Source organism: Salinicola avicenniae, assembly GCF_023736115.1.
Classification (GTDB): Bacteria; Pseudomonadota; Gammaproteobacteria; order Pseudomonadales; family Halomonadaceae; genus Salinicola; species Salinicola avicenniae.
Window position 1 is genome coordinate 580,842 of the sequence record NZ_JAKQZC010000001.1, and the last position, 21,821, is coordinate 602,662.

The window sequence follows — 21,821 nt, forward strand, 5'->3', positions numbered from 1 at the left end:
ACGCCCGATGAAGCGCATGCTGTGGCTGTTGGGGCTTGCCGCTGCTCTAGCGGCGCTGCCCGCGGTTGCCGGCAGTACGCACTACCCGCTGACGATCGATAACTGTGGCACGCCGGTGCGAGTCGCCGCGCCGCCCGAGCGAACCGTGACGGTCGGTCAGTCGGCGACCGAGACGCTCTATGCGCTCGGCCTCGCCGACAAGGTCGTCGGCACGTCAGTCTGGTTCACGCCGGTCTTGCCGCAGTTTCGCGAGGTCAACGCGGGTATCGAGCGGCTAGCCGATAACGACCCAAGCTTCGAGTCGGTGGTCAACCGTCATCCGGATCTGGTGACCGCCCAGTTCGAATGGCATATCGGCCCGACCGGTAGCGTGGGCACCCGGCAGCAGTTCCGCGATCTGGGCATCGCCACCTATATCATGCCGGCGGATTGCGAGCACAAGGACAATTCGACGGGCGGCGACGGTACCCGGGCGGCGGCGTTTTCGCCCGACTCGGTCTACCAGGGTATCTCACAGTTGGCCGCGATCTACGACGTCCAATCCGCCGGCGAGCAGTTGATCGCCTCGCTCAAGGCGAAAGAGGCCGCAGCGGTTTCGCAAGCCAAGGCGCTCGATCTGCCGGAGGATCTCTCGGCGGTCTTCTGGTTCTCGTCACCGGACGATGGTGTAGCGCCCTACGTGGCGGGAAGAAAGGGGGCGCCGGGTTACATGATGAAGACGCTTGGCATCCACAACGTCATCGAGTCGGATGACGAGTGGCCGACCGTCGACTGGGAGACGATCGCCAGAGCCAATCCGGACATCATCGTGATCGCGCGGATGGATCGCCGGCGCTACCCGGCCGATTCGGTCGAGGCGAAGCTCGCATTCCTGCACAGCGACCCTGTCGCCAGCCAGATGATGGCGGTCAAGCAGGGGCATATCGTCGAGATGAATGCCCATGCGATGAGTGCCACGATGCGCACGATCTATGGTCTCGAGACGTTGACCGACGCGCTGGCGACAATGTCCTTCCCGCGATGATGGCGGTGAAGCCACAGCAGGCCAGCCCGCTTCGGTCTCGCTGGTTTTGGCTGTCGCCGCTGCTTCTGCTGGGCTCCTTGGTGGCGGGCGCGGCGATTGGCGAGACGACGATCCCGATAGACACCGTCCTGAAAGTCGTCGCCAACCGTTTCGTCGATGCCCATTATCCCATCGATCCCATCGATGCCGGTATCGTCTGGAACTACCGCTTGAGCCGCTCTGTCGTGGCGGGCTGCTGCGGTGCGGGGCTGGCATTGGCCGGTGTGGTCTTGCAGGCGCTGCTGCGCAATCCGCTGGCCGATCCCTACCTGATGGGGATTTCGGCGGGGGCCTCGACCGGCGCCGTGCTGGTGGCCATCGCCGGATGGGGCGGCGGTGTTCTCTCGCTCTCCTCGGGGGCCATGGCTGGGGCGGCCGCTGCCTTCGGTCTCGTCACGCTACTGGCCGGCGCGGCAGGTCGCGGAGTCGGTCGCAGCGGCAGTGCTGCGGGGGCGGGGGGCATCATCCTGGCGGGAATCGCCGGCTCGAGCCTGTTCAATGCGCTAACCGCTTTTGTCATCGCGCGCTCTGCCAGTGCCGAACAGGCACGCGGCATCATGTTCTGGTTGATGGGCAACCTCTCCGGGGTGCGCTGGGAGGATGCTTACTTCGCGGTTCCCGCCGTTCTCGTCGCGTTGTTGACCTGCCTCTGGCATCGGCAGGCGCTCGATGCCTTCACGTTCGGCACCGACAGCGCAGCGTCCATGGGAATTGCGGTACGGCCGGTGCGCGCCGTGCTGATCGGTACCGTGGCACTGGTCACGGCGGTGATGGTGTCCATGGTCGGTGCCATTGGTTTCGTGGGACTGGTTGTTCCCCACGCGATGCGCCTGCTGGTGGGTAGCCGTCACTGGCGCTTGGTGCCGGCTTCCGCTGTTGCTGGCGCTATTTTTCTGATCGGTGCCGATGTGGTCTCGCGCATCATCGTCAAGGGGCAAGTGTTGCCGATCGGCGTGGTCACATCGTTGATTGGCGCACCGGTATTCGCGGTCATTCTGATACGGGGAGCGACATCACGGTGAATCTGACCGTCGACAATGTGGGGTGGCGGATCCGTGGCCGCCCGCTGCTACAAGACGTGAGCTTCGAGGTCCAGTCTGGTGAGACACTGGGACTCATCGGGCCCAACGGTTCTGGCAAGACCACGCTGTTACGGTTATTGGCAGGACTCGAGAAAACCAAGCAGGGTACCGTCTATTTGGGCAATCGGGATATCAGTCGTCTGCCCCGGAGGGAGGTAGCTCGAACGGTGGCTTTCGTCGAACAGCAGGCGAGTACGGAAGAACGCATCAACGTCTACCAGGCTGTCAGTCTAGGGCGTACGCCGTTTCTATCTCCGCTGCGGCCGTGGGCGCTGGAGGACGAGCAGATCGTTGCCTGCGCCCTGCACGACGTGGGGATGTCGCAATTGGCCAACCGTGCCTGGCATACGTTATCCGGCGGTGAGCGTCAGCGTGCGCATATCGCCAGGGCACTGGCGCAGCAGCCAGAGATTCTTCTGCTCGACGAGCCAACGAATCATCTGGATATTCGCCATCAGCTGTCGCTGCTGCAGCTCGTCGATCATTTGCCGGTCACCGTGATCGTCGCACTCCACGATCTCAACCAAGCCATGATGTGCGATCGAATCGGCGTCATGGAGGAGGGGCGGCTAGTCGATATCGGAACGCCGCGAACGGTGCTTACCGCGGCGAGGCTGCGTCAGACCTTCGGCGTACATGTCGATATCTTGCCGGCGCCCGGTGAAGCGAATCCGGTCATGCGCTTCCGCCAGGCGCTCTGATGTCCCGGGCGTTGCCAAGAGAACAAAAGAGTCTATTTATCGAGCTGTTTGAGACGTTGTTCAGCTTTTTTCAGAGCGGTCATCTTCTCCGGTCTTTTCATGGACTTCCAATGGCGTATGTCTTCGAGGGTGCGTCCGCAACCGGTACACAGCCCTCCTTTGAGCTGACAAATGGCAACGCAGGGGCTCTCGATTTTCTTGGCCATGGGGACGCGATATCCTGTCGTGTGTTCGTCGCTGCCAAACTTTCGCCATGCTTTGCGGGGAGTTCGGCGCCTCTCGTCCGGCTCGCGGCCTGACAGTCAAGGTCGTTTGAGCGTCTCGTATCCTTACCCCGCAACGCACCGGCGAGATGCTACCCGTGTCAGCCGACTGAGAGCATAGATCCCGAAGCTCAGTCCGGCGATGCAGGAGGATGCCGGCAGATTGGCGTAATAGGAGAGGATAAGCCCACCCATTGCTTCGCCAAGCGCGAGCAGCGCAGTGAGAGCCAGCCCCATGCCAACACGCCCGCTCCACGCCTGTGCGGCGCTGGCAGGACCGATGAAGATGGCAAAGCTCAAGAGCGCGCCGATCACCGGCACCGCGATGGCGGAAGCGGCGCCCAGCAACAGTAAGAACAGCGTATCGATCAGTGAGACCGGGATGCCTCTGGCGCGGGCGGCATCCGGGTTGAGGCTGGCGAAGCGCAGCGGACGGAAGAGGGCAACCAGTCCGGCCAGCACGACGAGCGAGGTGATCGTGATCCAGCGGATCTGGCTGGCGTCGATCCCGAAGACGCTGCCGAACAGGATGCCGATGGCGGCGTTGGCATTGGCACTGTAGAGATTGACGAACAGCGCGCCGAGACCCAGAGAAAACATCAGGATCATTCCCACGCTGATGTCACGCTCGCCGACATGGCGTCCGGTCCAGGCCATCAACAGTGCCGCCCCCAGGACGAAGACCAGTAACCCGAGCATCGGTTCTGCGCCGATCAGCGAGGCGCCGGCCGCGCCGGCGAAGCCGATGTTGCTCAGCGCATGCGAACCGAATGCCTGGCGTCGCAGCACTACAAAGTAGCCCACCAGCGAGCCCATCAGCGCGATCAACGTGGTGGCGATGAAGGCGTTCTGCATGAAGTCGTAGCGCAGAAACCCGGGCATCAGCATTGGCCCACCGCTTGCAGCCGACGCTGGCTCCCCTCGAACACGAAGCGGCGTCCGCCTTCAATGATGACGCGCATTGGCGTGCCGTAGAGCTCGCTCAGCGTGCGGTCGCAGATGATCTCGTCGACGCTGCCGGCGCGGCCGCGCCCTCCGGCCAGGTAAAGCACCTGATCGCAAACCGGTAGTACCGGGTTGATATCATGAGTGCTGAATATCACCGCGATACCGCGCCGGGTCAGTGCGTTGGCCACCGACACGATACGGTCACGCGCAGCCGGGTCGAGCTGCGATAGCGGCTCGTCGAGCAGAATCAGGCGTGGCTCGTTGACCAACGCCTGGGCAATCAGCAGACGTTGACGCTGACCACCGGATAGCGTCGACAGGCGACGTCGAGCCAGGTCTCGGGCGTCGACCGTCTCCAGGGCCGCATCGACGGCCTGCAACTGCTGCCTGCGACCGCTCGGCAGCGGCATGCCCCAGCGGTGCGATTGATAGGCGGCGCTCACGAATTCACGGCCGACCAAAGCATCGTCATGGAGCAGTCGGGAGACTTGGGGGACATAAGCAATCCGACGTCTGGCATGGCATGGACGACCGCCCATCACTGTGAGCGTTCCCGCACGCAAGGCCACTAGCCCGAGCAGGGTGTCGAACAGGCTGGTTTTGCCGGCGCCGTTGGGGCCGACCAGCGCGGTGAAGCTGCCGGGGGAAATCTCGAACGATAGCGCTTCGAATACGCTCGTCGTGCTTTTGCCAGCAGTGATATCCAGGGCTCGAACCAGCGCATTATCCGTCATGATTCGCGCTCGGCCCGGCCTCGTCCAGCGCCCGGTCGATGGCGCGGAGCTGTTCGATCTGCCACTCGACGTAATTTTCGCCATGCAGCGGAATGGCGCTGACGCCGACGGTCGGGATGCCAGCCTCTCTGGCAATGCCGACCTGATTTTCCGTCAGGCGGTTATGGACTTGCAGGTTGTAGATCAACAGGTCGACCTGATGCTGCTTCAGCGCATCCGTAAACGTCGCGACCTGCTGAGCGCTGGGCTGGTGGTTGTCCATCGAGGCGAACTGGATGTCGTGATAGCGATTTTCGTAGCCGATCAGATCGATCATGTAGCTATAGACCGGGACCGTAGCAGTAATGCTCAGGTTGGGATGATCGGCGATCAACTGCTGAACGGCGCCGTAGACCGGCAGCAGCGATTGCTGGAAAGCGGCCAGGTTGGCCTGATAGTCATCGGCGTTGCCCGGGTCGAGCGCTTTCAGCGCGTCAGTCACACGGCTTGCGGTGGCGAGCATGATCTGCGGTGAGTAGAACAGGTGCGGGTTGTTGTCCGCCATGACCTTATGGCTACCAGCGTCGCTGGCGCGGACGACCCGGCGCTCATCACCGCCAGTGCTCTCGAGCAGCGGCTCCATCCAGCCATCGAATCCGAGACCATTGAACACCACCAGGTCGGCTTGCTCCAGATCCCTGGCGATCCTCGGATCGGCTCGGAAAGCGTGTGGGTTGACGTCCGGGCTATCCAGCAGCGAGACGACATCAACATGCTCGCCGCCAATCGACTTGACCATACTACCGTAGCTGCTCTCCGCGGCGACGACGTGAATAGCGGCTTGGGCGGAGCTGACACCGGCAACGGACAAAAGCGAGAGCGCGAGAAGCGTAGAGAGCGAACGGCGAGATAGTGGCATGGCCATGGTTCCAGATGAAAAGCGGTATAGATATTATACGTTATAACATAACATTGTAGATTTGGAGGCTCAATGCCGTCTGCCTCGTTCGCCTCGACCCATGATGGCGGATAGGCAGGACAACAATGCGTCATGGCACCGGTTGTTGCCTATGCTGACAGTCGTTGCGATTGGCCATGACCCCGGTTCCGACCCGCATCGAGGGGGATACTGGGACTTCATGACCGCGAGTGCGGCCGGGTTGATGCGATCGTTTGCAGAGGCGTCACGTCTCCGAGGTTGGTGAGCGTCGCCTTGGCGAGTTTCTCGCTGGCGTCATTGATACCGCGCATTGGTAGATCAATCAGCACCAACTGCGCGTCGGGATCATCCAAGTCGATATCGCGGGCCTAATGAGTCGTGTGCAATGAACGATGGACGCCTTCGATGATTTCTCCTGTCAAAAAGTTTCCGTTGTCTTGGCCGCTGTCTCTTTGGCTGAGACGACCGGGCGACGTCGTGTCGCGCCGGGTTGCCAATCAATTATTAGCCGGCTACTTTTGGCGCATACGTCAGTCATACCCTATTCGGACCAGGAGACCTTGATGGCTTCCCCAAGACTCTTTCACCCGCTCAAGCTGGGTGGGCTCGAGCTGCCCAACCGTATCGTCATCGCGCCCATGTGCCAGTACTCGGCGGATGCCGAGGGCAACATGACCGATTGGCACCATACCCACCTGGGCCATCTGGCGCTCTCCGGTGCCGGACTGCTGATCCTCGAAGCCTCCGCCGTGGCCGCAGCCGGCCGGATCACGCCGGGCGACGTCGGGCTCTATTCGGCGGACAACGAGGCGGCCATGGCCCGCACGCTCGAAGCCGTGCGGGCACACTCGCCAATGCCGATCGGCATTCAGCTCGGTCATGCCGGGCGCAAGGCGTCGTGCAAAGCGCCGTGGGAGGGCGGTTCGCAGCTCGGTCTCGACGAGGGCGGCTGGGAAACCGTCGCGCCTTCCGCCGCGCCCTACGCCGACAGCGATCGCGCGCCCCGCGCCATGAGCCTCGACGATATCGAGCAGCTCAAGGCGGACTTCGTTGCGGCTGCCGAGCGCGCCGATCGCCTCGGGCTCGACCTGATCGAGCTACACGCGGCCCACGGCTATCTGCTGCACGAGTTCCTGTCGCCGCTCTCCAACCATCGTGACGATGCCTATGGCGGCAGTCTCGAGAACCGCATGCGCTTGATCCTGGAAATCTTCGATGCGGTGCGCGCGGCGTTCCCGGCACGCAAGCCGGTCGGTATCCGCATCTCCGGCAGCGACTGGGTCGAGGGCGGCTGGGATCTCGAGCAGAGCGTCGAGCTGGCCAAGGCGCTGGATGCGCGTGGCTGCAGCTTCATCCACTGCTCCGGTGGCGGGCTCGATCCGCGCCAGACGCTGAACGTCGGTCCCAACTACCAGGTGCCGTTTGCCCGTCGCATCAAGCAGGAGGTGTCGATGCCGGTCATCGCCGTCGGCCTGATCACCGAGCCCGAACAGGCCGAGGGGATTCTGGTCGGCGAGGAGGCGGATGCCGTGGCGCTCGCCCGCGGCATGCTCTACAACCCACGCTGGCCATGGCATGCCGCGGCGCAGCTGGGGGCGACGGTCCACGCGCCGAAGCAGTACCTGCGCAGTCAGCCGCATACCCTGAAGGGGCTGTTCGACGCCTGAGCCGGCATCCCTGATGTCAGCAGTCTTGCGCTCGGCCGAGCGCAAGACTATCGCCTGGGTGACCTCCGGCGCTCGCCTGGTGATAGCGTCGGGCGACTTCTCGCCAGTCGATGATTTCAAAGAATGCCTCGATGTAGTCGGGCCGACGGTTCTGGTAAGCCAGATAATAGGCGTGCTCCCAGACATCGAGTCCGAGAATCGGTGTCGCCCCGGAGAGCGCGGCGAAATCTCCCATCAGCGGGTTGTCTTGGTTGGCACTGCTTTCGAGGCATAGACGTCCCTGCTTATCCACGCCGAGCCAGGCCCAGCCGCTACCGAAGCGCCCCTTTGCCGTTGTCGAGAAAGCTTCTCGAAACGCCTGCAATCCCCCCAGCTCACGATCGATGGCCGCAGCGAGCTCGCCTTCCGGCGCCGTGCTGTCGGGCGTCAGCACCTGCCAGAACAGTGAGTGATTGGTGTGACCGCCACCGTTGTGGCGAACTGCCGTGCGAGAGGATTCAGGCAAGGCGTCAATGTCGGCAATCAGCCTTTCCACCGGCATGTCGGGAATGTCGGCCGCGGCAACAGCCTCGTTGAGGTTGTTGATATAGGTCTGGTGGTGTCGGGTGTGATGAATTTCCATCGTCAGACGGTCGATGTGCGGTTTCAGGGCGTCGTAGCGGTAGTTCAGCGTCGGCAGTTCGTAAGTCATGTCAGGCTCCGTGGCAATGGATAACGTCTGTCGTCCGGCCGGCTTGCCAGACGAGGACGCTGTCTTTATAAATCCTCAAGTTAACTTGAGGTCAATGCCATGAGCCGTCGAACGTCCTACACCGGTCGTCTGCTGAGCGTCGGGGAAGTTTCCCGTCGCAGCGGGCTTGCCGTCTCAGCCATTCACTTTTACGAAACCAAGGGATTGATCGGCAGCGTGCGGAGTCCGGGTAACCAGCGGCGCTATTTCCCCAACGTGCTGCGCTATCTGGCGATCATCAAGGTGGCACAGCGTACCGGCATTCCACTGGGAGAGATCGGTGAAGCGCTGGGACCATACGAGCCCGGTGCCAGGATGACCGCGGACGACTGGGGGCGGGTCGCCACTCACTGGCGCTCGGCGTTGGATTCCCGGATTCGCGATCTCGAACGTCTGCGCGATGAACTGGACGGCTGTATCGGCTGCGGCTGTCTCTCGCTCGAGGCGTGCCCCCTGCGTAACCCCGACGATACCCTGAGCCGAGAAGGCCCGGGACCGCGCATTTTCGAACGCCCTTCGGGTCGCGGATAACCTCCGACATTCGTGCCGGTGGCGCCTGGTCAAGCTGTCGATGATGGACGCTCGACACTGTTTGATAGCGCTTGACCTCAACTTTACTTGAGGTCTTAGAGTGCTCTTCCGATGACCCTCGTCGCCGTGAGGCGGATGTCGGTCGCCGACGGACACCATCGTCTACTGAAGGAGCCACGTGATGTCGGAGAGTCAAAAAATTGCCCTGGTAACGGGAGCCAATCGGGGATTGGGGCGTGCCATTGCCGATTCGCTGGTCGGCCAGGGAGTGCAGGTGCTGGCGGGGTGCCGAAATCCCGAGTCGCTGCGTGACGATGAGCGTCAGGGGTTCATGCCCGTCGCGCTGGATGTGACCGATCCCGCAACCGTAGATCGCTTGCGCGACGAAATCGCCGAGCGCTTCGGCAGGCTGGATATCTTGGTCAACAACGCGGGCCTGTTCCTGGATTTCGAGACGTCTCTAAGCCTCGAGGCGCGCTATCGTCGTATGTTCGATGTCAATGTCTTCGGCGCCACGCTGATGACCGAGACGATGACGCCGCTGCTGGCGCGTGCCGGCAGCGCGAATGTGGTCAACATCTCCTCCGGTCTTGGCGCCTTTGGTTTGCGGACCGACCCTGAGTGGGACTATGCGGAAATGAACGTACCGTTTTATGCGGCCTCCAAGGCCGCCTTGAATGCGCTGACGCTCAGTCATTCTCGCGCGTTGGCGCCGCTGGGGATTCGTGTCAATGCGGTTTGCCCGGGGCTGACCGCGACCGAAGCGACCCAGTTCCAGGGGCGCGAGGCATGGGAGAGCGCACCGATCGCCGTGGCAATGGCACTGCAGAGTGCCGACGGGCAGACAGGAAAATTCCTCAACGACGCCGGGGAGCTGCCCTGGTAGGGGATGTGGCCTGATTCACGCGGTCCGAGGTCGAGCTGATCTTGATCGGGGCTGTGTTCCTGTCCAGCGCCGCGGCCCTTGGGGGCGACTAGGAATCGGCGCCTGGCCGCGCTCGCCCCATTGCGGCGCGGGCGTCGTCCAGGCTGGTCGGGTCGTCGATCGTGGCGGGGACGTCGAATGGCTCACCGTCGGCGATATGGCGTAGCGCCTTGCGCAGGATCTTGCCGGAGCGGGTCTTGGGCAGGCGGTCGACCACCAGCACCTGCTTGAGGCAGGCGACCGGGCCGATACGTTCGCGCACCAGTGCGACCAGCTCCTGCTCGAGCGCGGCCTCGTCGCCGTCGAAACCGTCCTTGGGTATCACCAGCCCCATCGGTAGCTGTCCCTTCAGCGCATCCTGCATGCCGATTACCGCGCACTCCGCAACCGCCGGGTGGGCGCCCAGTACCTCTTCCATCTCGCCGGTCGAGAGCCGATGGCCGGCGACGTTGATCACATCGTCGGTGCGCCCCATCACGAACAGGTAGCCATCCTCGTCGAAGTAGCCGCTGTCACCGGTCGTGTAGTAGCCGGGATAAGTACTCATGTAGGCCTCGCGCATACGCTGCGGGTCACCCCAGATACCCACGAGACAGCCCGGCGGCAGCGGTTGCTTGATCACCACGCTGCCCTGCGTGAGCGGCCCCACTTCCTCGCCGTGGCGGTCGAGAATGCGCACGGCGTAGCCGGGTACCGGCACGGTCGCCGAGCCGGCGCGGGTCGGCATCGGTGATAGTCCCAGCGGGTCGGCGGCGATCGGCCAGCCGGTTTCGGTCTGCCACCAGTGGTCGACCACGGGGACCGAGAGGTGGGCCTTGAGCCAGTGATAGGTCGGCGGGTCGAGGCGCTCCCCGGCCAGAAACAGGGCTCGCAAGGAGCGAATGTTGTGCTCCGCCAGTAGGCGCGCCTCGGGGTCCGCCTTCTTCACCGCGCGGAAGGCGGTCGGTGCGGTGAAGAAGCACTTTACCTGGTAGTCGTCGATCAGCCGCCAGAAGGCGCCGGCATCCGGCGTCCGTACCGGTTTGCCCTCGTAGACCACGCTGGTTGCCCCCCGCAGTAGCGGGGCGTAGACGATATAGGAGTGCCCCACGACCCAGCCGACATCGGAGGCGGAGAAGAACACCTCGCCCGGCGCCGTGTCGTAGATCGCCTCCATGGAGTAGTGCAGGGCCACCGCATAGCCGCCGGTGTCGCGCACTACCCCCTTGGGACGCCCTGTCGTGCCGGAGGTATAGAGCACATAGAGCGGGTCGGTAGCCCGCACCGGCACGCACTCGGCTGGCGTCGCGGCGGCCAGGGCCGAGTGCCAGTCGTGCTCGCCGCGCTGGCAGGCGTCGCGCTGATGTTCGCGTTGCACGATCAAACACGCCTCGGGCTTGTGTGCGCTGCGCTCGATCGCTTCTCGCAGCATCGGCGGATAGGCCACGATGCGGTCGATTTCGACACCGCAGGAGGCGGTGATGACCACGCGGGGTGCGGCATCCTCGATGCGTGCCGCCAGTTCGCGCGGGGCGAAGCCGCCGAACACGACCGAGTGAATGGCGCCGAGGCGCGCGCAGGCGTACATCGCAATCAGCGCTTCCGGCACCATCGGCATGTAGATCACGACCCGGTCACCCGGGACGATACCGAGATCGCGCAACGCACCGGCACAGCGGGCCACCTGATCGCGCATCTCTCGATAGCTCAGCCGGCGGCGGTCGGCGGTGACTGGCGAATCCCAATAGATCGCGATCTGTTCGCCGCGCCCCTGGGCGACATGATGGTCGAGCGCGGCGTGGCAGATATTGAGTTCACCGTCGCCGAACCAGCGAGCGTGACCCTCGGCGTCGTAGTCGAGCGCACGGGTGGGGGCTCGGAACCACGGAATGCGCTTGGCCTGCTCTAGCCAGAAGGCCTCCGGATCCTTGATCGAAAAGCGATATGCATCGTGATATCGACTCATGGAAGGAGCCTCCCGAAAGGCGAGACGAACGGACTCGCGACGATGGGTAATGATTGCCACTGTATGGCGCGGCCACGCCTTCCGCTGTCCGACCATGGGCTAGATTCGACGAACGGACGGCCAGCCAGTGCGGCAAAGCGCTATGCCGCGGTGAGAGATGACGGGGCAGGAGAACGCGGCAGCGAAGAGCGACAAGAAGTCAAACGAGCCGATGACAGGGCTGATAAGAGGACTGGTGAGAGGACTGATGAGCGCCTCGACAAGCGAGCGGTGCGGCGGCCGAGTTGGTCTGGAGCCAGCCACGGCCGTGCTTCAAGCGGCCGGCGTCAGACGGTCGGTTCGACCTGCCAGTTGATCGGGATCTCGGCGATACCGGCGGTGGGCGGCAGTTCGAGCACCAGTGTCACGACGCGCGCAATCTCCTCGGGGCGTGTGATATCACCGCCATCCAGACCGCCCTCGATCGCCATGTCCGTCGCGACCGGGCCGGGACAGATGGCGGTGGCGCGCACGCGGGTCTCTGCGCTGCAGTGGCGCAGGCCGTAGACGAAGGCCTGGGCGGCGAACTTGCTCATGGCGTAGAGCCCGGAGTGGGCCGACTTCACGCGTTTGCCCGAGAGCGAGACGATCGAGATCACCTTGCCCTGCTCGGCGGCGACCAGGTGCGGCCACGCCTGCTGGGTCAGCAGCATCGGCGCACGCACGTTGACCGCCATGAGCTGGTCGAACTCCTCGCCGCTGGCGTCCAGCACCGTTGAGCGGCTGAGGATGCCGGCATTGTTGACCAGCGCGTCGAGGCGGCCGTATTCGGCCACCGTGCGTTCGACCCAGGCGCGGCCGCTGTCGGCATCCAGGGCATCGTAATGGCAGACCAGCCAGCCGTCGCGTTCGAGCGGATCCTCCGGGGCAGTGCGACAGCCCAGGCTGACGCGCCAGCCGGCGGCGTGGAGGGCTTCGGCGATGGCGGCACCGATGCCGCGATTGGCACCGCTGATCATGACGACGGGAGAGGTTGGATCCATGTCGAACTCCGTAAGTGGGCGAGGCTATCGGATGACAGCGTCGCGTCAGATTGCCGGCCGCGGCGAGCGCTGTCAGTCGGCCAATGCGGCAAGGCTAGCCGCCAGCGCGCCACCGAGAGACTCGACGTGTTCCGGACCGAACACCAGCGGCGGGCGGATCTTGAGCACGTTGCCGTGCGGTCCCGTGGCGCTGATCAGTATGTGGCGCTCGCGCAGTGCGTCGACCAGCGCTTGGGCGAAGGCGGCATCCGGCGAGCCCGCCGGGTCGAGCACCTCCACGCCCGCCAGCAGGCCCGCACTGCGCACCTCACCGAGCCTGGGGTGGGCGTCCGCCAACTGGTTCAAGGCGACATGAAGTTTGCCACCGACCGTTGCGGCGTGTTCCACGAGTCCCTCTTCGGCGATGACCGACTGTACCGCCAGCGCGGCGGCACAGGCCACCGGGTTGCCGCCGAAGGTGTTGAAGTAGCGTGACGTCTCGCCGAAGTGGTCCATGACGTCGCGTCGGCCGACCACGCCTGCCACGGGGTGGCCGTTGCCCAGCGGTTTGCCGAGCGTCACCAGATCGGCACTCACGTCATGGCGGGGAAAGCCCCACATCACGCCGGTGCGGCCGAGCCCGGCCTGGACCTCGTCGGCAATGTAGAGGCCGCCGGCCCGGCGAATGGCGTCGACCGCGGGACCGAGGAAGCCGCGCGGCCCGGTAATGATACCGTCACTGGAGAAGACGCTGTCGAGCAGCAGCGCGGCCGGGCGGATGCCGTGGGCGGCCAGGTCGTCGATCGCGGCCTGTACGCCGGCGGCAAAGCGCGTGCCCATGGCCGCGGCGCCGTCGCCAAGGTCGACCGGTGCCGGCACGGTGCGCACCGCTTGGCCAAGCCGGACCTTGCTGCCGAGCGAGGGAGAGGCTTCGGCGATGGACTGGGTCACGCCATGGTAGGCAAGCTCGGTGACGATGAGCCCGTCGCCGCCGGTGAAGGCCCGAGCCATGCGCACGGCGAGATCGTTGGCCTCGCTCCCCGAACAGGTGAAGACCATCTGCTCGAGAGGCGGTGGCAGCGAGTCGATCAGGCGCTGTGCGCAGTCGAGAATCGTCTCGTGCAGGTAGCGGGTGTGGGTGTTGAGCGTGGCCGCCTGGGTGGCAATCGCTTCCACCACGCGTGGATGGCAGTGGCCGACGCAGGCGACGTTGTTGTAGGCATCCAGGTGCGGCGTACCGTGGCGATCGAAGAGCCACACGCCTTCGCCACGTACGGGATGAAACGGCTGCCGGTAGAACAGCCGGTATGAGGCGCCGAGCAGGCGTCGACGGCGTTCGATCAGTGCCGTGTCGACGCTATCCTGGTGATCGCTCATGGCTGGGTTTTTCCTGTTCCTGTGCCCGTCGGGAGGCCGTTCAGCGCCCCCGCCAGGCGGTGCTGGAAAGTGCTCTCGGGCAGTGCCGTACAGTAATGCAGCGCGCGCCAGGAGGCGGCCGTGTTGCGCAGCAGGTAGTCGGCATTCTCCGGGTAGCGCTTCGCGCGATGGGTCGAGACGGTGATCGCCATCGCCAGCCGAGTCTCGATCAGCCCGCGCAGCAGCGCGACTTCCGTTGCCTCGAGCGGGGTGCGCGCATGATAGCCGGCGATCAGCGCCAGCGCGCCGGTCATCGGGTCATCCTGCGCCTTCATCTGGTAGGCGGCGGCGACGGCCAGATCGACGATGCGCGGGGCGAACAGCATGTCGCCGAAGTCGATGATGGCGGCCGGTCGTTCGGGCGGTGCGTCACGACTCTCCGGGGCGGCCGCGAACAGCACATTGTGGCCGTTGAGGTCGTTGTGGATCGGCTGGCGCGGCAGGGTTGCCAGGCGTGGACGCAGCTCTTCGGCGAACCGCTGCAGCACGCGCCGAACCGTCTCGCGCGTGGTGTCGTCGGTGAGGCTCTCGGTCTGTGGCAGCAGGTCGTCCGCGCGCTGCAGATCCCATGGCATCGAGAGCGCACGAACCGGGTGATCGAAATCGGCCAGGGCCGCGTCGAGACGCGCCAGCCAGTCGCCGAGGGTAGCCTGGAAAGCCGGTGCTGCCACGCGGTCGGCGAGCGGCTCGCCGGGCAGGAAGGTCGACAGGCGTACGCGACTGACCCTGCCGTCATCCAGGCGCAGCGGTGGTGCCGGATCGCCATCGCGGTCGCGGAGCACGCGGGGAATCGGCAGCGTCGGATCGCGTTCGGCGAGATGCATCAGCGCGCGCACCTGAAAGTCGCTGACCGCCTGGCGCTCGGCCGGGTGGGTGAACTTGAGCAGGTAGGTCTGGCCGTCGGCGGTGGTAGCGCGGAAGTTGCGGTCGCGCTCCCCGGTCAGCGGCTTGAGCGCGGCATCGAGGCCGAAGCGGGTCGTCAGCAGCCGCTGCGCGGTCTCTGTCGACACCGACAGCGCCGGTGCCTCCAGCACGCTGGCGGTGTCGCGTTCCGGCGGCGTGGTCATTCGAACCCCGACAGGGCGCTGACGAGGTTGTCGCCGAGGGCGTCGGAGAGATAGCCGCCCTCCTGCACCAACACCGTCGGCAGCCCGAGCTGGGCGATCTGGCGCGTGATCCGCGCAAAGCCCTCGGTGGTGACCGCGACGCCCTGGTAGGGATCGTGTTCGTAGGCATCGAGACCGAGCGAGACCACCAGGGCGCCGGGCGCGAACTCGGCGATGCGCTCGCAGGCGCGGGACAGCGCGCGCAGATAGCCGTCGGTATCGAGCCCCTTGGGCAGCGGCAGATTGAGATTGTAGCCTTCGCCCGCGTCGCGTCCGGTCTCGTGGGCATGGCCGGTGAAAAACGGTGTCATGAAATGCGGATCGGCATGCAGCGAGACCATCAGTACGTCGTTGCGGTCATAGAAGATGCCCTGGGTGCCGTTGCCGTGATGCACATCGATATCGAGGACGGCGACGCGGGCGTGGTGGCGGCGCAGCTCGCCGACGGCGACGGCGGCGTTGTTGAGATAGCAGAAGCCGTTGGCGCGTTCCGCGTAGGCATGATGGCCCGGCGGCCGGCACAGCGCGTAGGCGCTACGATGGCCGGCCTGGACATGACGCGCGGCGCTCAGCGCACAGTGGGTGGCGCACAGCGCGGCACGCCAGGTGCCGGCGCCGATCGAGGCCGCCATGTCGCCGAGATGGAAGCCGACCCGGCCGACCAGATGCTCGGGGTAGGTGCAGGGCTCGCCGGGAAACGGATGCACGTTCGCCACCACTTCGTCGGGGTTGCGATCCTCGAGGGCCAGCCATCGAGTATGCACGTGTTCGAGGAAGTCGAGGTAGCGTGGCGTGTGCACCCGCTCCAGCGTTTCGCGACCGAGGTCCGTCGCGGCGTCAACGAGGGTATGACCGGCGCGTTCGGCCGCCTGGCGCAGCCGTTCGGCACGTTCCGGCTGTTCGTTGCTGCGACGGACCTGGCCCCGTACGACAAAGAAATGCGGATCATGCTCGCGGTGGGTATCACTGACGAAAACGTGCACGCGACGACTCCTGGCGGATCACAGAGACAGGGAAAGAGATGTGATGTTAATGGATACATGATGCATCATAAGTTGTCGAGAAGAATCCATGCTTGCCGACGCCTCTTCAGCCGGGGCTCGGCAGGAGACATGGCCGCAAAGGCGGTGATCGTCGGGAGTGAAGCGAGGCCTGACCCACGATCCAGACTGCTGAAAGCGGCCGCGGTATGACTGGGCATCTCGACGCGGCCAAGGTAGCGTTGGCCCCGACAAGTACGTGTCTTAACGACGCCAGCATTGCGGCGGGGCGTCAGCGCGATTTTCGAGGGACGACAGCGTTTTTAGGGATGACAGCGTTTTGAAGGATGACAGAGCCATGGAACATCGCTTTTCCCATGTCGAGCCGGCGTCGCTTGGCGGCAGCGTCTACACGCATCTGCGCGAGGCGCTGATCGGCGGGCAGCTGAAGCCCGATGATCGCCTGCGCATTCGCGAGCTGGCGGAGCAGTTCGGCACCAGCGTGACGCCGGTACGCGATGCCATCCTGCGCCTGTGCAAGGAGCAGGTGCTCGAAATGCGTACGGCCCGCGATATCCGTGTGCCGCTGATCGATGTGGCCCAGTACGACGAGATCTACCGTCTGCGGCTGGAACTCGAGGGGATGGCGGCGGCACTGGCGGCGGCGGCTATCGACGATGCCGCTGCCCGCCAGCTACGCGAGCAGGTCGGGCAGAACCACCGCGCCATCGTCGAAGGTGACATGGCACGGGCGATGAAGCTCAACCAGCAGTTCCATTTCGCGCTGGCGGGACTGGCCGGTTCTCCCATGCTCGAACGCTTCATCGACAGCCTCTGGATGCGCGCCGGGCCGGTGATCGCACTGGCCTATCGTGCTTTCTCCGAGCGCGTCGCGATTCAGCACCACTGGGAAGTGCTCGAGGCGCTGGAGTCACGCGACGCCGAGGCGGCACGCCTGGCGATCCGCCGCGACATCGAGGATGGCTACGACATGATGGTGCAGTTCCTGACCTCGCTTCGCCAGGATCGACGCTAGCGGGCCATCCGGTTCGGTCGCGCCGAGGTCGATGGGAAATCGCGCTCGATCCGGGCCACCGCATCGTGAGCGTGCAGGCTCTCGGCGTGCGTGATGTCGATACGATAACCGTCGACACCGGGCTGCGCGTCGCAACAGCCGCCGAGACGGCGTGCCGCATCCTCGCAGAACAGCAGATTGGCGCCGTTGCGCTCGGCGAAGGCCTGCTCGTCGAGGCGTTTGACCAGCGTCTGCACCGGTGTCTGCAGGGTCTCCTCGAAATCGACGATGCGAGCGGCGATATCGAGCGATGCTGACGCGCCGAGGCTCAGTGCGATCTCGGCACGGCTGCGCTGGCTGTGTGGCGTGGGGAAGCTGCCGTCTTGCTCGATCCAGCGGGCCAGTACATCGGGGGCGCGCGCGGCATCCGGGTGTTCCTCGGCCCAGGCGCGCCAGTCGCGTGCCATGGCGTGTCGCGCCAGCGCCGCCGAGCAGGGGCAGGTCGACGAATAGTCGAGCGACAGCGTCAGTACGGTCTGCAGGTCGCCAAGCGTGCCGCAGAGCGTGAGCGTGACCGGATAGTGCCGCCAGCCGCTGGCCTCACTCAACAGCGCCGGCCGCCGTAGCGGCAGATCGAAATGCAAGGCGAGTTCGAGACGTTCGCTGATCCCCGCCTGACTCTCGAGCAGCGAAACACCGAGCGCGTGGAAGGTATCGACACTCAGTGGCGTCTCATCGAGCCGGTCGAGCAGCCGATAGAGCCGCGACATGTGAATGCCACGATGGCCGGTAGCCAGGTCCACGCCGACGTCCACGGTGACAGGCAGTCGCGTGCCGTCCTCCAGTTGAAGACGCGAGGCGATACCGCGCATGCCGACGTGTTGCAGCGCGCGCGTCTCCGCGCTTGGCGATGACCCGTCTGAGGAGGAAGCGGCAGCTCGGCTGGCGGCCACATCGGGAAGAGGAGAACGTTGCAGCATAAGAGACCGGGTTTGATAAGTTATGTTATTTCATAACAATAAGGTGCGTGAGTCGCTGACACAAGCATTGAGATTCTCGACGGGCAGTCCGAGGCCGCCCGCCGCGTACGCCGATGGCAAGAAGCGTGTCAGTTGCCGACCACCGCCTTTTCCAGACGCTGCAGATGCTCGGATCCGATCTTGTCCGGCGAGCTGGCGCCGATCAGGGTCATGGTCACCTTCATGTCGGCGGCGATCAGCTTGAGCAGATTGGCGACGCCGCGCTGGCCGTCGGTGGCGAGAGCGTACATGTAGGCGCGGCCGAGCAACACGCCCTTGGCGCCGGAGGCGAGCATGCGGACCACGTCGAGCCCCGAGCGGATGCCGGAGTCGGCGAGCACGGTGAGATCGTCGCCGACCGCTTCGGCGATCTCCGGCAGCACACGCACCGTCGGCGCGGCGCCGTCGAGCTGGCGACCGCCGTGGTTGGAGACGACGATGCCATCCGCGCCGAGGCGCACCGCGTCGCGGGCGTCTTCCGGGTCGAGAATGCCCTTGATGATCAGCTTCCCTTTCCACGTCTCGCGAATCCATTCGAGGTCCGTCCAGGCAATGGACGGATCGAAGTTCTTGCCGAGAAAGCCCATGTAGTCGTCCATCTTCATCGTGCGGCGGGTGTAGGCTTCGATGTTGCCGAACGAGAGCGGGCGTCCCTTGTAGCCGACGTCGTAGGCCCACTGGGGATGCGTGAGGGCCTGTAGATACTGACGACTGGTGGCGAAGGGCCCGGACATGCCGGAGTGGCGGTCGCGATAGCGCGAGCCGGGCACCGGCATGTCGACGGTGAAGACCAGCGTCTGCATGCCGGCCGCCCAGGCGCGCTCCAGCGAGTTCTGCATGTAGCCGCGATCCTGCAGCACGTAGAGCTGCGACCACAGCTCGCCGCTGGCGCCCGCGGCGACCTCTTCGATGGCGCAGACCGAAACGGTGGAGAGCGTCGAGGGGATGCCGGCATCGGTCGCGGCGCGTGCCGCCTGCACCTCGCCACGGCGGGCATACATGCCGCACGCGCCGATCGGCGCCAGTGCCGCCGGCATCGACCAGTGGCTGCCCAGGATATCGGTCCCGAGCGTCGGTGCACCGACACCCTGCAGGACGCGCTGACGCAGGGAGATGGCGTTCAATGCCGTTACGTTGTCGTTGAGGGTTTTCTCGCTGACGGCGCCGCCGTCGAGATAATCGAACAGGAAGCGGGGCAGCTTGCGTCGGGCGGCCTCGCGATAGTCGTTCGGGCTGGAAATGATCATTGGCGTCCTGTCTGGGGAGGCGAGTATCGGCATGGATCGGTAGCGTTAGCATGCACTCGAGCGGTATCGGATTTGAATCCGCTATCGCCTAAAGTCGAATGTGTCTTCTTTCTCGAAGGCGGGGCGGCGCTGCCGGGAGAATCCCGTATGCTGTGCGATCCGCGCACCGGTTGGAGCCTTGTCCATGCGTATGTCGCCCATGCCCCCGCTCAATTCGCTGATCGCCTTCGAGGCTGCGGTCAGGCATCTGAGTTTCACTCGCGCGGCCGTCGAACTGCATCTCTCGCAGAGCGCCGTCAGTCGGCAGATCGTGCATCTGGAGGCGTTTCTCGGCCGCAAGCTGTTCGTGCGCCAGCAACGACAGTTGACCCTGACGCGCGCCGGCGAGACCTATGCCCTGCAAGTGCGCGCGATCCTGGACGACTGCGTACAGGCCACGGCGGAGGTGATGAAGAGCACCGGCGAGAACGAGCTGACGATTGCTTGCACGGCCGGAGTGGCGCAGTTCTGGATGGCCCCGCGTCTCAGTCGGTTTCGTCGCGACAATCCGGACATCAATCTGCGCCTGGTGGTGCGCGACGGCGTCTCGTTGCTTTCGTCATTCGAGTTCGATATTGCGCTCTACTACCTGAAGACGGCGACGCTGTCGGGTTACGAGACCGCACCGCTGATTCCCGAGCAGGTCTTCCCGGTCTGCGCGCCGGGCTACCTCGAAGCCTGTCGCGCCCGTCAAGGTCTCGCCGACGAGGCCCGCCTCGAGCCGTCGCACCTGCTGGGCGAGACATTGCTGGCGCTGGAAGATGCGCAGAGCCTGTGGATCTCGTGGCGCGACTGGTTTCGCTATCACGATCTGGCGCTGCCGGCGGCCACGAGTGCGGTGGTCTTCAACAACTATCCGGCACTGGTGGAAATGGCGGTACAGGAGCAGGGTGTCGTACTCGGCTGGCGCCATGTGATCGACAGCCAGATCGAACGGGGTCGATTGGTGTGGGCCTGTGACCGCTGGGCGAGCCACGGCGGCGGCTACTACCTGATCACCCCCGAAGAACGACGCGAAAATGCCGCCACGCGACGCTTCAAAACCTGGTTGCTGCGGCATGAAAAGGTCGTCGAAGCGGAGGCATGATCGATGCCTCCAGCGCATGCTGGCATGCGTTTTTTGCGCTTTTCAGGCGTCGGAAGGGCTCAGTAGGCTCGTGATGAATTCGCGTCACTCATCACAAGAGCGCTCGCTTTACCCGAGCGCGTCACAATAGAGTCCATGTCATGACCGATTCTGCTTCCCAACCAACGTCTCTACTCCTGACTAATGCCGATCTCGTCGATGGGACTTCCCCCGAGCCGCGTCGCGGTGTCAATGTCCTGATCGAGAACGGCCGAATCGCCCAGGTCTCCGAAGCGTCGATCGCCGCGCCCGACGCTCGCGTTGTCGACCTCAAGGGCCGCACGCTGATGCCGGGATTGATCGACTGCCATGTGCACGTCATTGCCACCACGGCGGATCTTGCCGCGAATGCGCTGCTGCCGGATGCCCTAGTCGCGGCACGGGCCACGCCGATCCTGAAAGGCATGCTTGCGCGCGGTTTCACCACCGTACGCGATGTCGGCGGCGCCGACCGTGGCATCCAGCAGGCCGTGGAAGAGGGGCATTTCGCCGGCCCGCGGCTGGTGGTGTGTGGCAAGGCGCTCTCTCAGACCGGCGGGCACAGCGACCTTCGTGGCTTCTACGATGAACGTGATGACCAGTACCAGACGCGTCGCCTTGGGTCGCTGGGCCGGCTCTGCGACGGTATCGATGCCGTGCGGCGCGCCACGCGCCAGGAGATCAAGGGTGGTGCGCAGTTCATCAAGGTGATGGCCAACGGCGGGGTCTCCTCGCCCAGTGACCCGATCGATTTCCTGAGCTTCTCGGTCGATGAGCTGAAGGCTATCGTCGAAGAGGCCGCCAACGCCCAGACCTACGTCGCCGCCCACCTCTATACCGACCAGGCCATTCGGCGGGCGGTCGAAGCCGGCGTGCATTCGCTCGAGCACTGCAACCTGATCACGCCGGAAACCGCGAGGCTCGCGGCCGAGCGCGGCGCCATGGCCTGTCCGACCCTGGTGACCTATGAGCGGCTCAAGATCGACGGTGCCGACTTCGGCCTCAAGCCCGAGTCGGTCGCCAAGATCGATGACGTGCGCCTGGCCGGCCTCGAGAGCCTGGCGATCATGCGCGAAGCCGGTCTGGAGATGGCATTTGGTACCGATCTGCTTGGTCAGATGCACCCGCATCAGTCCGAGGAGTTCGTCATTCGTTCCCAGGTACTGCCGGCCCAGGAGATCATCCGCAGCGCCACGGCCACCGCCGCCAAGCTGCTGCGCATGGAAGGCGAAATCGGCTGCGTGGCCCCCGGCGCGCGCGCTGACCTGATCGTGGTCGATGGCAATCCGCTCGAGGATCTGCGCCTGCTGGCAGGGCAGGGAGACCACCTGTCACTGATTCTGCAGGGCGGCATCGCGGTCAAGGATCGCCTCGGCCTCCAGTGA

Annotated in this window: 22 protein-coding genes; 9 read left to right on the top strand and 13 right to left on the bottom strand. The window is 64.8% G+C overall.

The window, feature by feature from the left end:
- Positions 1–7 precede the first annotated feature (7 nt).
- The 3 genes from MC381_RS02640 to MC381_RS02650 are packed head-to-tail and all read left to right on the top strand — an operon-like array spanning position 8 to position 2,846.
- Positions 8–1,024, top strand: a complete 1,017-nt coding sequence (locus MC381_RS02640; protein ID WP_510184877.1) for an ABC transporter substrate-binding protein — start codon at positions 8–10, stop codon at positions 1,022–1,024.
- A gap of 5 nt (positions 1,025–1,029) precedes the next feature.
- Positions 1,030–2,085, top strand: a complete 1,056-nt coding sequence (locus MC381_RS02645) for a FecCD family ABC transporter permease (protein ID WP_251976168.1) — start codon at positions 1,030–1,032, stop codon at positions 2,083–2,085.
- Positions 2,082–2,846, top strand: coding sequence for an ABC transporter ATP-binding protein (locus MC381_RS02650; RefSeq protein ID WP_251976169.1), 765 nt, complete (start codon positions 2,082–2,084; stop codon positions 2,844–2,846). Before MC381_RS02645 ends, MC381_RS02650 begins: the two co-directional genes overlap by 4 nt.
- Before the next feature lie 32 nt (positions 2,847–2,878).
- Here MC381_RS02650 and MC381_RS02655 read toward each other — a convergent pair whose 3' ends face one another.
- The 5 genes from MC381_RS02655 to MC381_RS02675 all read right to left on the bottom strand — a co-directional run bounded on the left by MC381_RS02655 (position 2,879) and on the right by MC381_RS02675 (position 6,063).
- A complete protein-coding gene (locus tag MC381_RS02655; protein ID WP_251976170.1) occupies positions 2,879–3,052 on the bottom strand; it encodes a DUF1289 domain-containing protein in 174 nt (57 codons plus the stop codon).
- Between the two features lie 123 nt (positions 3,053–3,175).
- Positions 3,176–3,997 carry a metal ABC transporter permease gene (locus tag MC381_RS02660; RefSeq protein WP_251976171.1) on the bottom strand — a complete coding sequence of 274 codons (822 nt, stop codon included), beginning with the start codon at positions 3,995–3,997 and terminating at the stop codon, positions 3,176–3,178.
- The gene (locus MC381_RS02665) at positions 3,991–4,791 is read right to left on the bottom strand and encodes a metal ABC transporter ATP-binding protein (RefSeq protein ID WP_251976172.1); all 801 of its coding nucleotides are present in this window, start codon (positions 4,789–4,791) and stop codon (positions 3,991–3,993) included. Before MC381_RS02665 ends, MC381_RS02660 begins: the two co-directional genes overlap by 7 nt.
- Positions 4,781–5,689, bottom strand: a complete 909-nt coding sequence (locus MC381_RS02670) for a metal ABC transporter solute-binding protein, Zn/Mn family (RefSeq protein ID WP_251976173.1) — start codon at positions 5,687–5,689, stop codon at positions 4,781–4,783. The genes MC381_RS02665 and MC381_RS02670 overlap by 11 nt, the downstream gene beginning before the upstream one ends.
- A 218-nt stretch (positions 5,690–5,907) precedes the next feature.
- On the bottom strand, positions 5,908–6,063 hold the full coding sequence (locus MC381_RS02675) for a hypothetical protein (RefSeq protein ID WP_251976174.1): 156 nt from the start codon (positions 6,061–6,063) through the stop codon (positions 5,908–5,910).
- A 210-nt stretch (positions 6,064–6,273) separates the two neighbouring features.
- Between MC381_RS02675 and MC381_RS02680 the strand changes: the two genes are divergently transcribed.
- Positions 6,274–7,377, top strand: coding sequence for an NADH:flavin oxidoreductase/NADH oxidase (locus tag MC381_RS02680; protein ID WP_251976175.1), 1,104 nt, complete (start codon positions 6,274–6,276; stop codon positions 7,375–7,377).
- Positions 7,378–7,393: 16 nt separating this feature from the next.
- Here the strand turns inward: MC381_RS02680 and MC381_RS02685 are convergent, their stop codons facing one another.
- Positions 7,394–8,068 carry a superoxide dismutase gene (locus MC381_RS02685; RefSeq protein ID WP_251976176.1) on the bottom strand — a complete coding sequence of 225 codons (675 nt, stop codon included), beginning with the start codon at positions 8,066–8,068 and terminating at the stop codon, positions 7,394–7,396.
- A 99-nt stretch (positions 8,069–8,167) separates the two neighbouring features.
- Between MC381_RS02685 and soxR the strand changes: the two genes are divergently transcribed.
- Both soxR and MC381_RS02695 read left to right on the top strand, forming a co-directional pair.
- Positions 8,168–8,638 (top strand): redox-sensitive transcriptional activator SoxR, encoded by a 471-nt coding sequence (gene soxR, locus MC381_RS02690; RefSeq protein WP_251976177.1) that lies wholly within the window; start codon positions 8,168–8,170, stop codon positions 8,636–8,638.
- A 181-nt stretch (positions 8,639–8,819) separates the two neighbouring features.
- On the top strand, positions 8,820–9,524 hold the full coding sequence (locus tag MC381_RS02695; RefSeq protein WP_251976178.1) for an SDR family NAD(P)-dependent oxidoreductase: 705 nt from the start codon (positions 8,820–8,822) through the stop codon (positions 9,522–9,524).
- 88 nt (positions 9,525–9,612) lie between these two features.
- On the opposite strand, the gene MC381_RS02700 is transcribed toward MC381_RS02695, so the two are convergent.
- The 5 genes from MC381_RS02700 to MC381_RS02720 all read right to left on the bottom strand — a co-directional run bounded on the left by MC381_RS02700 (position 9,613) and on the right by MC381_RS02720 (position 16,014).
- Positions 9,613–11,508: a propionyl-CoA synthetase gene (locus MC381_RS02700; RefSeq protein ID WP_251976179.1), complete on the bottom strand. Its 1,896-nt coding sequence runs from the start codon at positions 11,506–11,508 to the stop codon at positions 9,613–9,615.
- A gap of 326 nt (positions 11,509–11,834) precedes the next feature.
- Complete coding sequence (locus MC381_RS02705; RefSeq protein WP_251976180.1) at positions 11,835–12,530, bottom strand: SDR family NAD(P)-dependent oxidoreductase; 696 nt, start codon at positions 12,528–12,530, stop codon at positions 11,835–11,837.
- 72 nt (positions 12,531–12,602) lie between these two features.
- Entirely contained in the window at positions 12,603–13,886 is a 1,284-nt protein-coding gene (locus MC381_RS02710) for an aspartate aminotransferase family protein (RefSeq protein ID WP_251976181.1), read from the bottom strand.
- The gene (locus MC381_RS02715; protein WP_251976182.1) at positions 13,883–14,992 is read right to left on the bottom strand and encodes a phosphotransferase; all 1,110 of its coding nucleotides are present in this window, start codon (positions 14,990–14,992) and stop codon (positions 13,883–13,885) included. Before MC381_RS02715 ends, MC381_RS02710 begins: the two co-directional genes overlap by 4 nt.
- Positions 14,989–16,014 carry a histone deacetylase family protein gene (locus MC381_RS02720; RefSeq protein WP_251976183.1) on the bottom strand — a complete coding sequence of 342 codons (1,026 nt, stop codon included), beginning with the start codon at positions 16,012–16,014 and terminating at the stop codon, positions 14,989–14,991. The genes MC381_RS02715 and MC381_RS02720 overlap by 4 nt, the downstream gene beginning before the upstream one ends.
- A gap of 355 nt (positions 16,015–16,369) precedes the next feature.
- On the opposite strand from MC381_RS02720, the gene MC381_RS02725 reads away from it, so the two are divergent.
- Positions 16,370–17,047, top strand: a complete 678-nt coding sequence (locus MC381_RS02725; RefSeq protein WP_251976184.1) for a GntR family transcriptional regulator — start codon at positions 16,370–16,372, stop codon at positions 17,045–17,047.
- Here MC381_RS02725 and folE2 read toward each other — a convergent pair.
- Positions 17,044–18,006: a GTP cyclohydrolase FolE2 gene (gene folE2, locus MC381_RS02730; protein WP_264297411.1), complete on the bottom strand. Its 963-nt coding sequence runs from the start codon at positions 18,004–18,006 to the stop codon at positions 17,044–17,046. The genes MC381_RS02725 and folE2 overlap by 4 nt on opposite strands.
- A gap of 128 nt (positions 18,007–18,134) precedes the next feature.
- Complete coding sequence (lldD, locus tag MC381_RS02735; protein WP_251976186.1) at positions 18,135–19,292, bottom strand: FMN-dependent L-lactate dehydrogenase LldD; 1,158 nt, start codon at positions 19,290–19,292, stop codon at positions 18,135–18,137.
- 184 nt (positions 19,293–19,476) lie between these two features.
- Between lldD and MC381_RS02740 the strand changes: the two genes are divergently transcribed.
- Both MC381_RS02740 and MC381_RS02745 read left to right on the top strand, forming a co-directional pair.
- Entirely contained in the window at positions 19,477–20,418 is a 942-nt protein-coding gene (locus tag MC381_RS02740; RefSeq protein WP_251976187.1) for a LysR substrate-binding domain-containing protein, read from the top strand.
- A 140-nt stretch (positions 20,419–20,558) separates the two neighbouring features.
- Positions 20,559–21,821: a metal-dependent hydrolase family protein gene (locus MC381_RS02745; RefSeq protein ID WP_251976188.1), complete on the top strand. Its 1,263-nt coding sequence runs from the start codon at positions 20,559–20,561 to the stop codon at positions 21,819–21,821.

Bases quoted from the DNA above. Each gene is read 5' to 3' on its own strand.
- MC381_RS02725 (WP_251976184.1), top strand. From the start codon at position 16,370: ATGGAACATCGCTTTTCCCATGTCGAGCCGGCGTCGCTTGGCGGCAGC.
- MC381_RS02680 (WP_251976175.1), top strand. From the start codon at position 6,274: ATGGCTTCCCCAAGACTCTTTCACCCGCTCAAGCTGGGTGGGCTCGAG.
- MC381_RS02640 (WP_510184877.1), top strand. From the start codon at position 8: ATGAAGCGCATGCTGTGGCTGTTGGGGCTTGCCGCTGCTCTAGCGGCG.
- MC381_RS02745 (WP_251976188.1), top strand. From the start codon at position 20,559: ATGACCGATTCTGCTTCCCAACCAACGTCTCTACTCCTGACTAATGCC.
- MC381_RS02660 (WP_251976171.1), bottom strand. From the start codon at position 3,997: ATGCTGATGCCCGGGTTTCTGCGCTACGACTTCATGCAGAACGCCTTC.
- MC381_RS02710 (WP_251976181.1), bottom strand. From the start codon at position 13,886: ATGAGCGATCACCAGGATAGCGTCGACACGGCACTGATCGAACGCCGT.
- MC381_RS02700 (WP_251976179.1), bottom strand. From the start codon at position 11,508: ATGAGTCGATATCACGATGCATATCGCTTTTCGATCAAGGATCCGGAG.
- MC381_RS02685 (WP_251976176.1), bottom strand. From the start codon at position 8,068: ATGACTTACGAACTGCCGACGCTGAACTACCGCTACGACGCCCTGAAA.
- MC381_RS02705 (WP_251976180.1), bottom strand. From the start codon at position 12,530: ATGGATCCAACCTCTCCCGTCGTCATGATCAGCGGTGCCAATCGCGGC.
- MC381_RS02655 (WP_251976170.1), bottom strand. From the start codon at position 3,052: ATGGCCAAGAAAATCGAGAGCCCCTGCGTTGCCATTTGTCAGCTCAAA.
- MC381_RS02740 (WP_251976187.1), top strand. From the start codon at position 19,477: ATGCGTATGTCGCCCATGCCCCCGCTCAATTCGCTGATCGCCTTCGAG.
- soxR (WP_251976177.1), top strand. From the start codon at position 8,168: ATGAGCCGTCGAACGTCCTACACCGGTCGTCTGCTGAGCGTCGGGGAA.
- MC381_RS02670 (WP_251976173.1), bottom strand. From the start codon at position 5,689: ATGCCACTATCTCGCCGTTCGCTCTCTACGCTTCTCGCGCTCTCGCTT.
- MC381_RS02695 (WP_251976178.1), top strand. From the start codon at position 8,820: ATGTCGGAGAGTCAAAAAATTGCCCTGGTAACGGGAGCCAATCGGGGA.
- lldD (WP_251976186.1), bottom strand. From the start codon at position 19,292: ATGATCATTTCCAGCCCGAACGACTATCGCGAGGCCGCCCGACGCAAG.
- MC381_RS02715 (WP_251976182.1), bottom strand. From the start codon at position 14,992: ATGACCACGCCGCCGGAACGCGACACCGCCAGCGTGCTGGAGGCACCG.
- folE2 (WP_264297411.1), bottom strand. From the start codon at position 18,006: ATGCTGCAACGTTCTCCTCTTCCCGATGTGGCCGCCAGCCGAGCTGCC.
- MC381_RS02665 (WP_251976172.1), bottom strand. From the start codon at position 4,791: ATGACGGATAATGCGCTGGTTCGAGCCCTGGATATCACTGCTGGCAAA.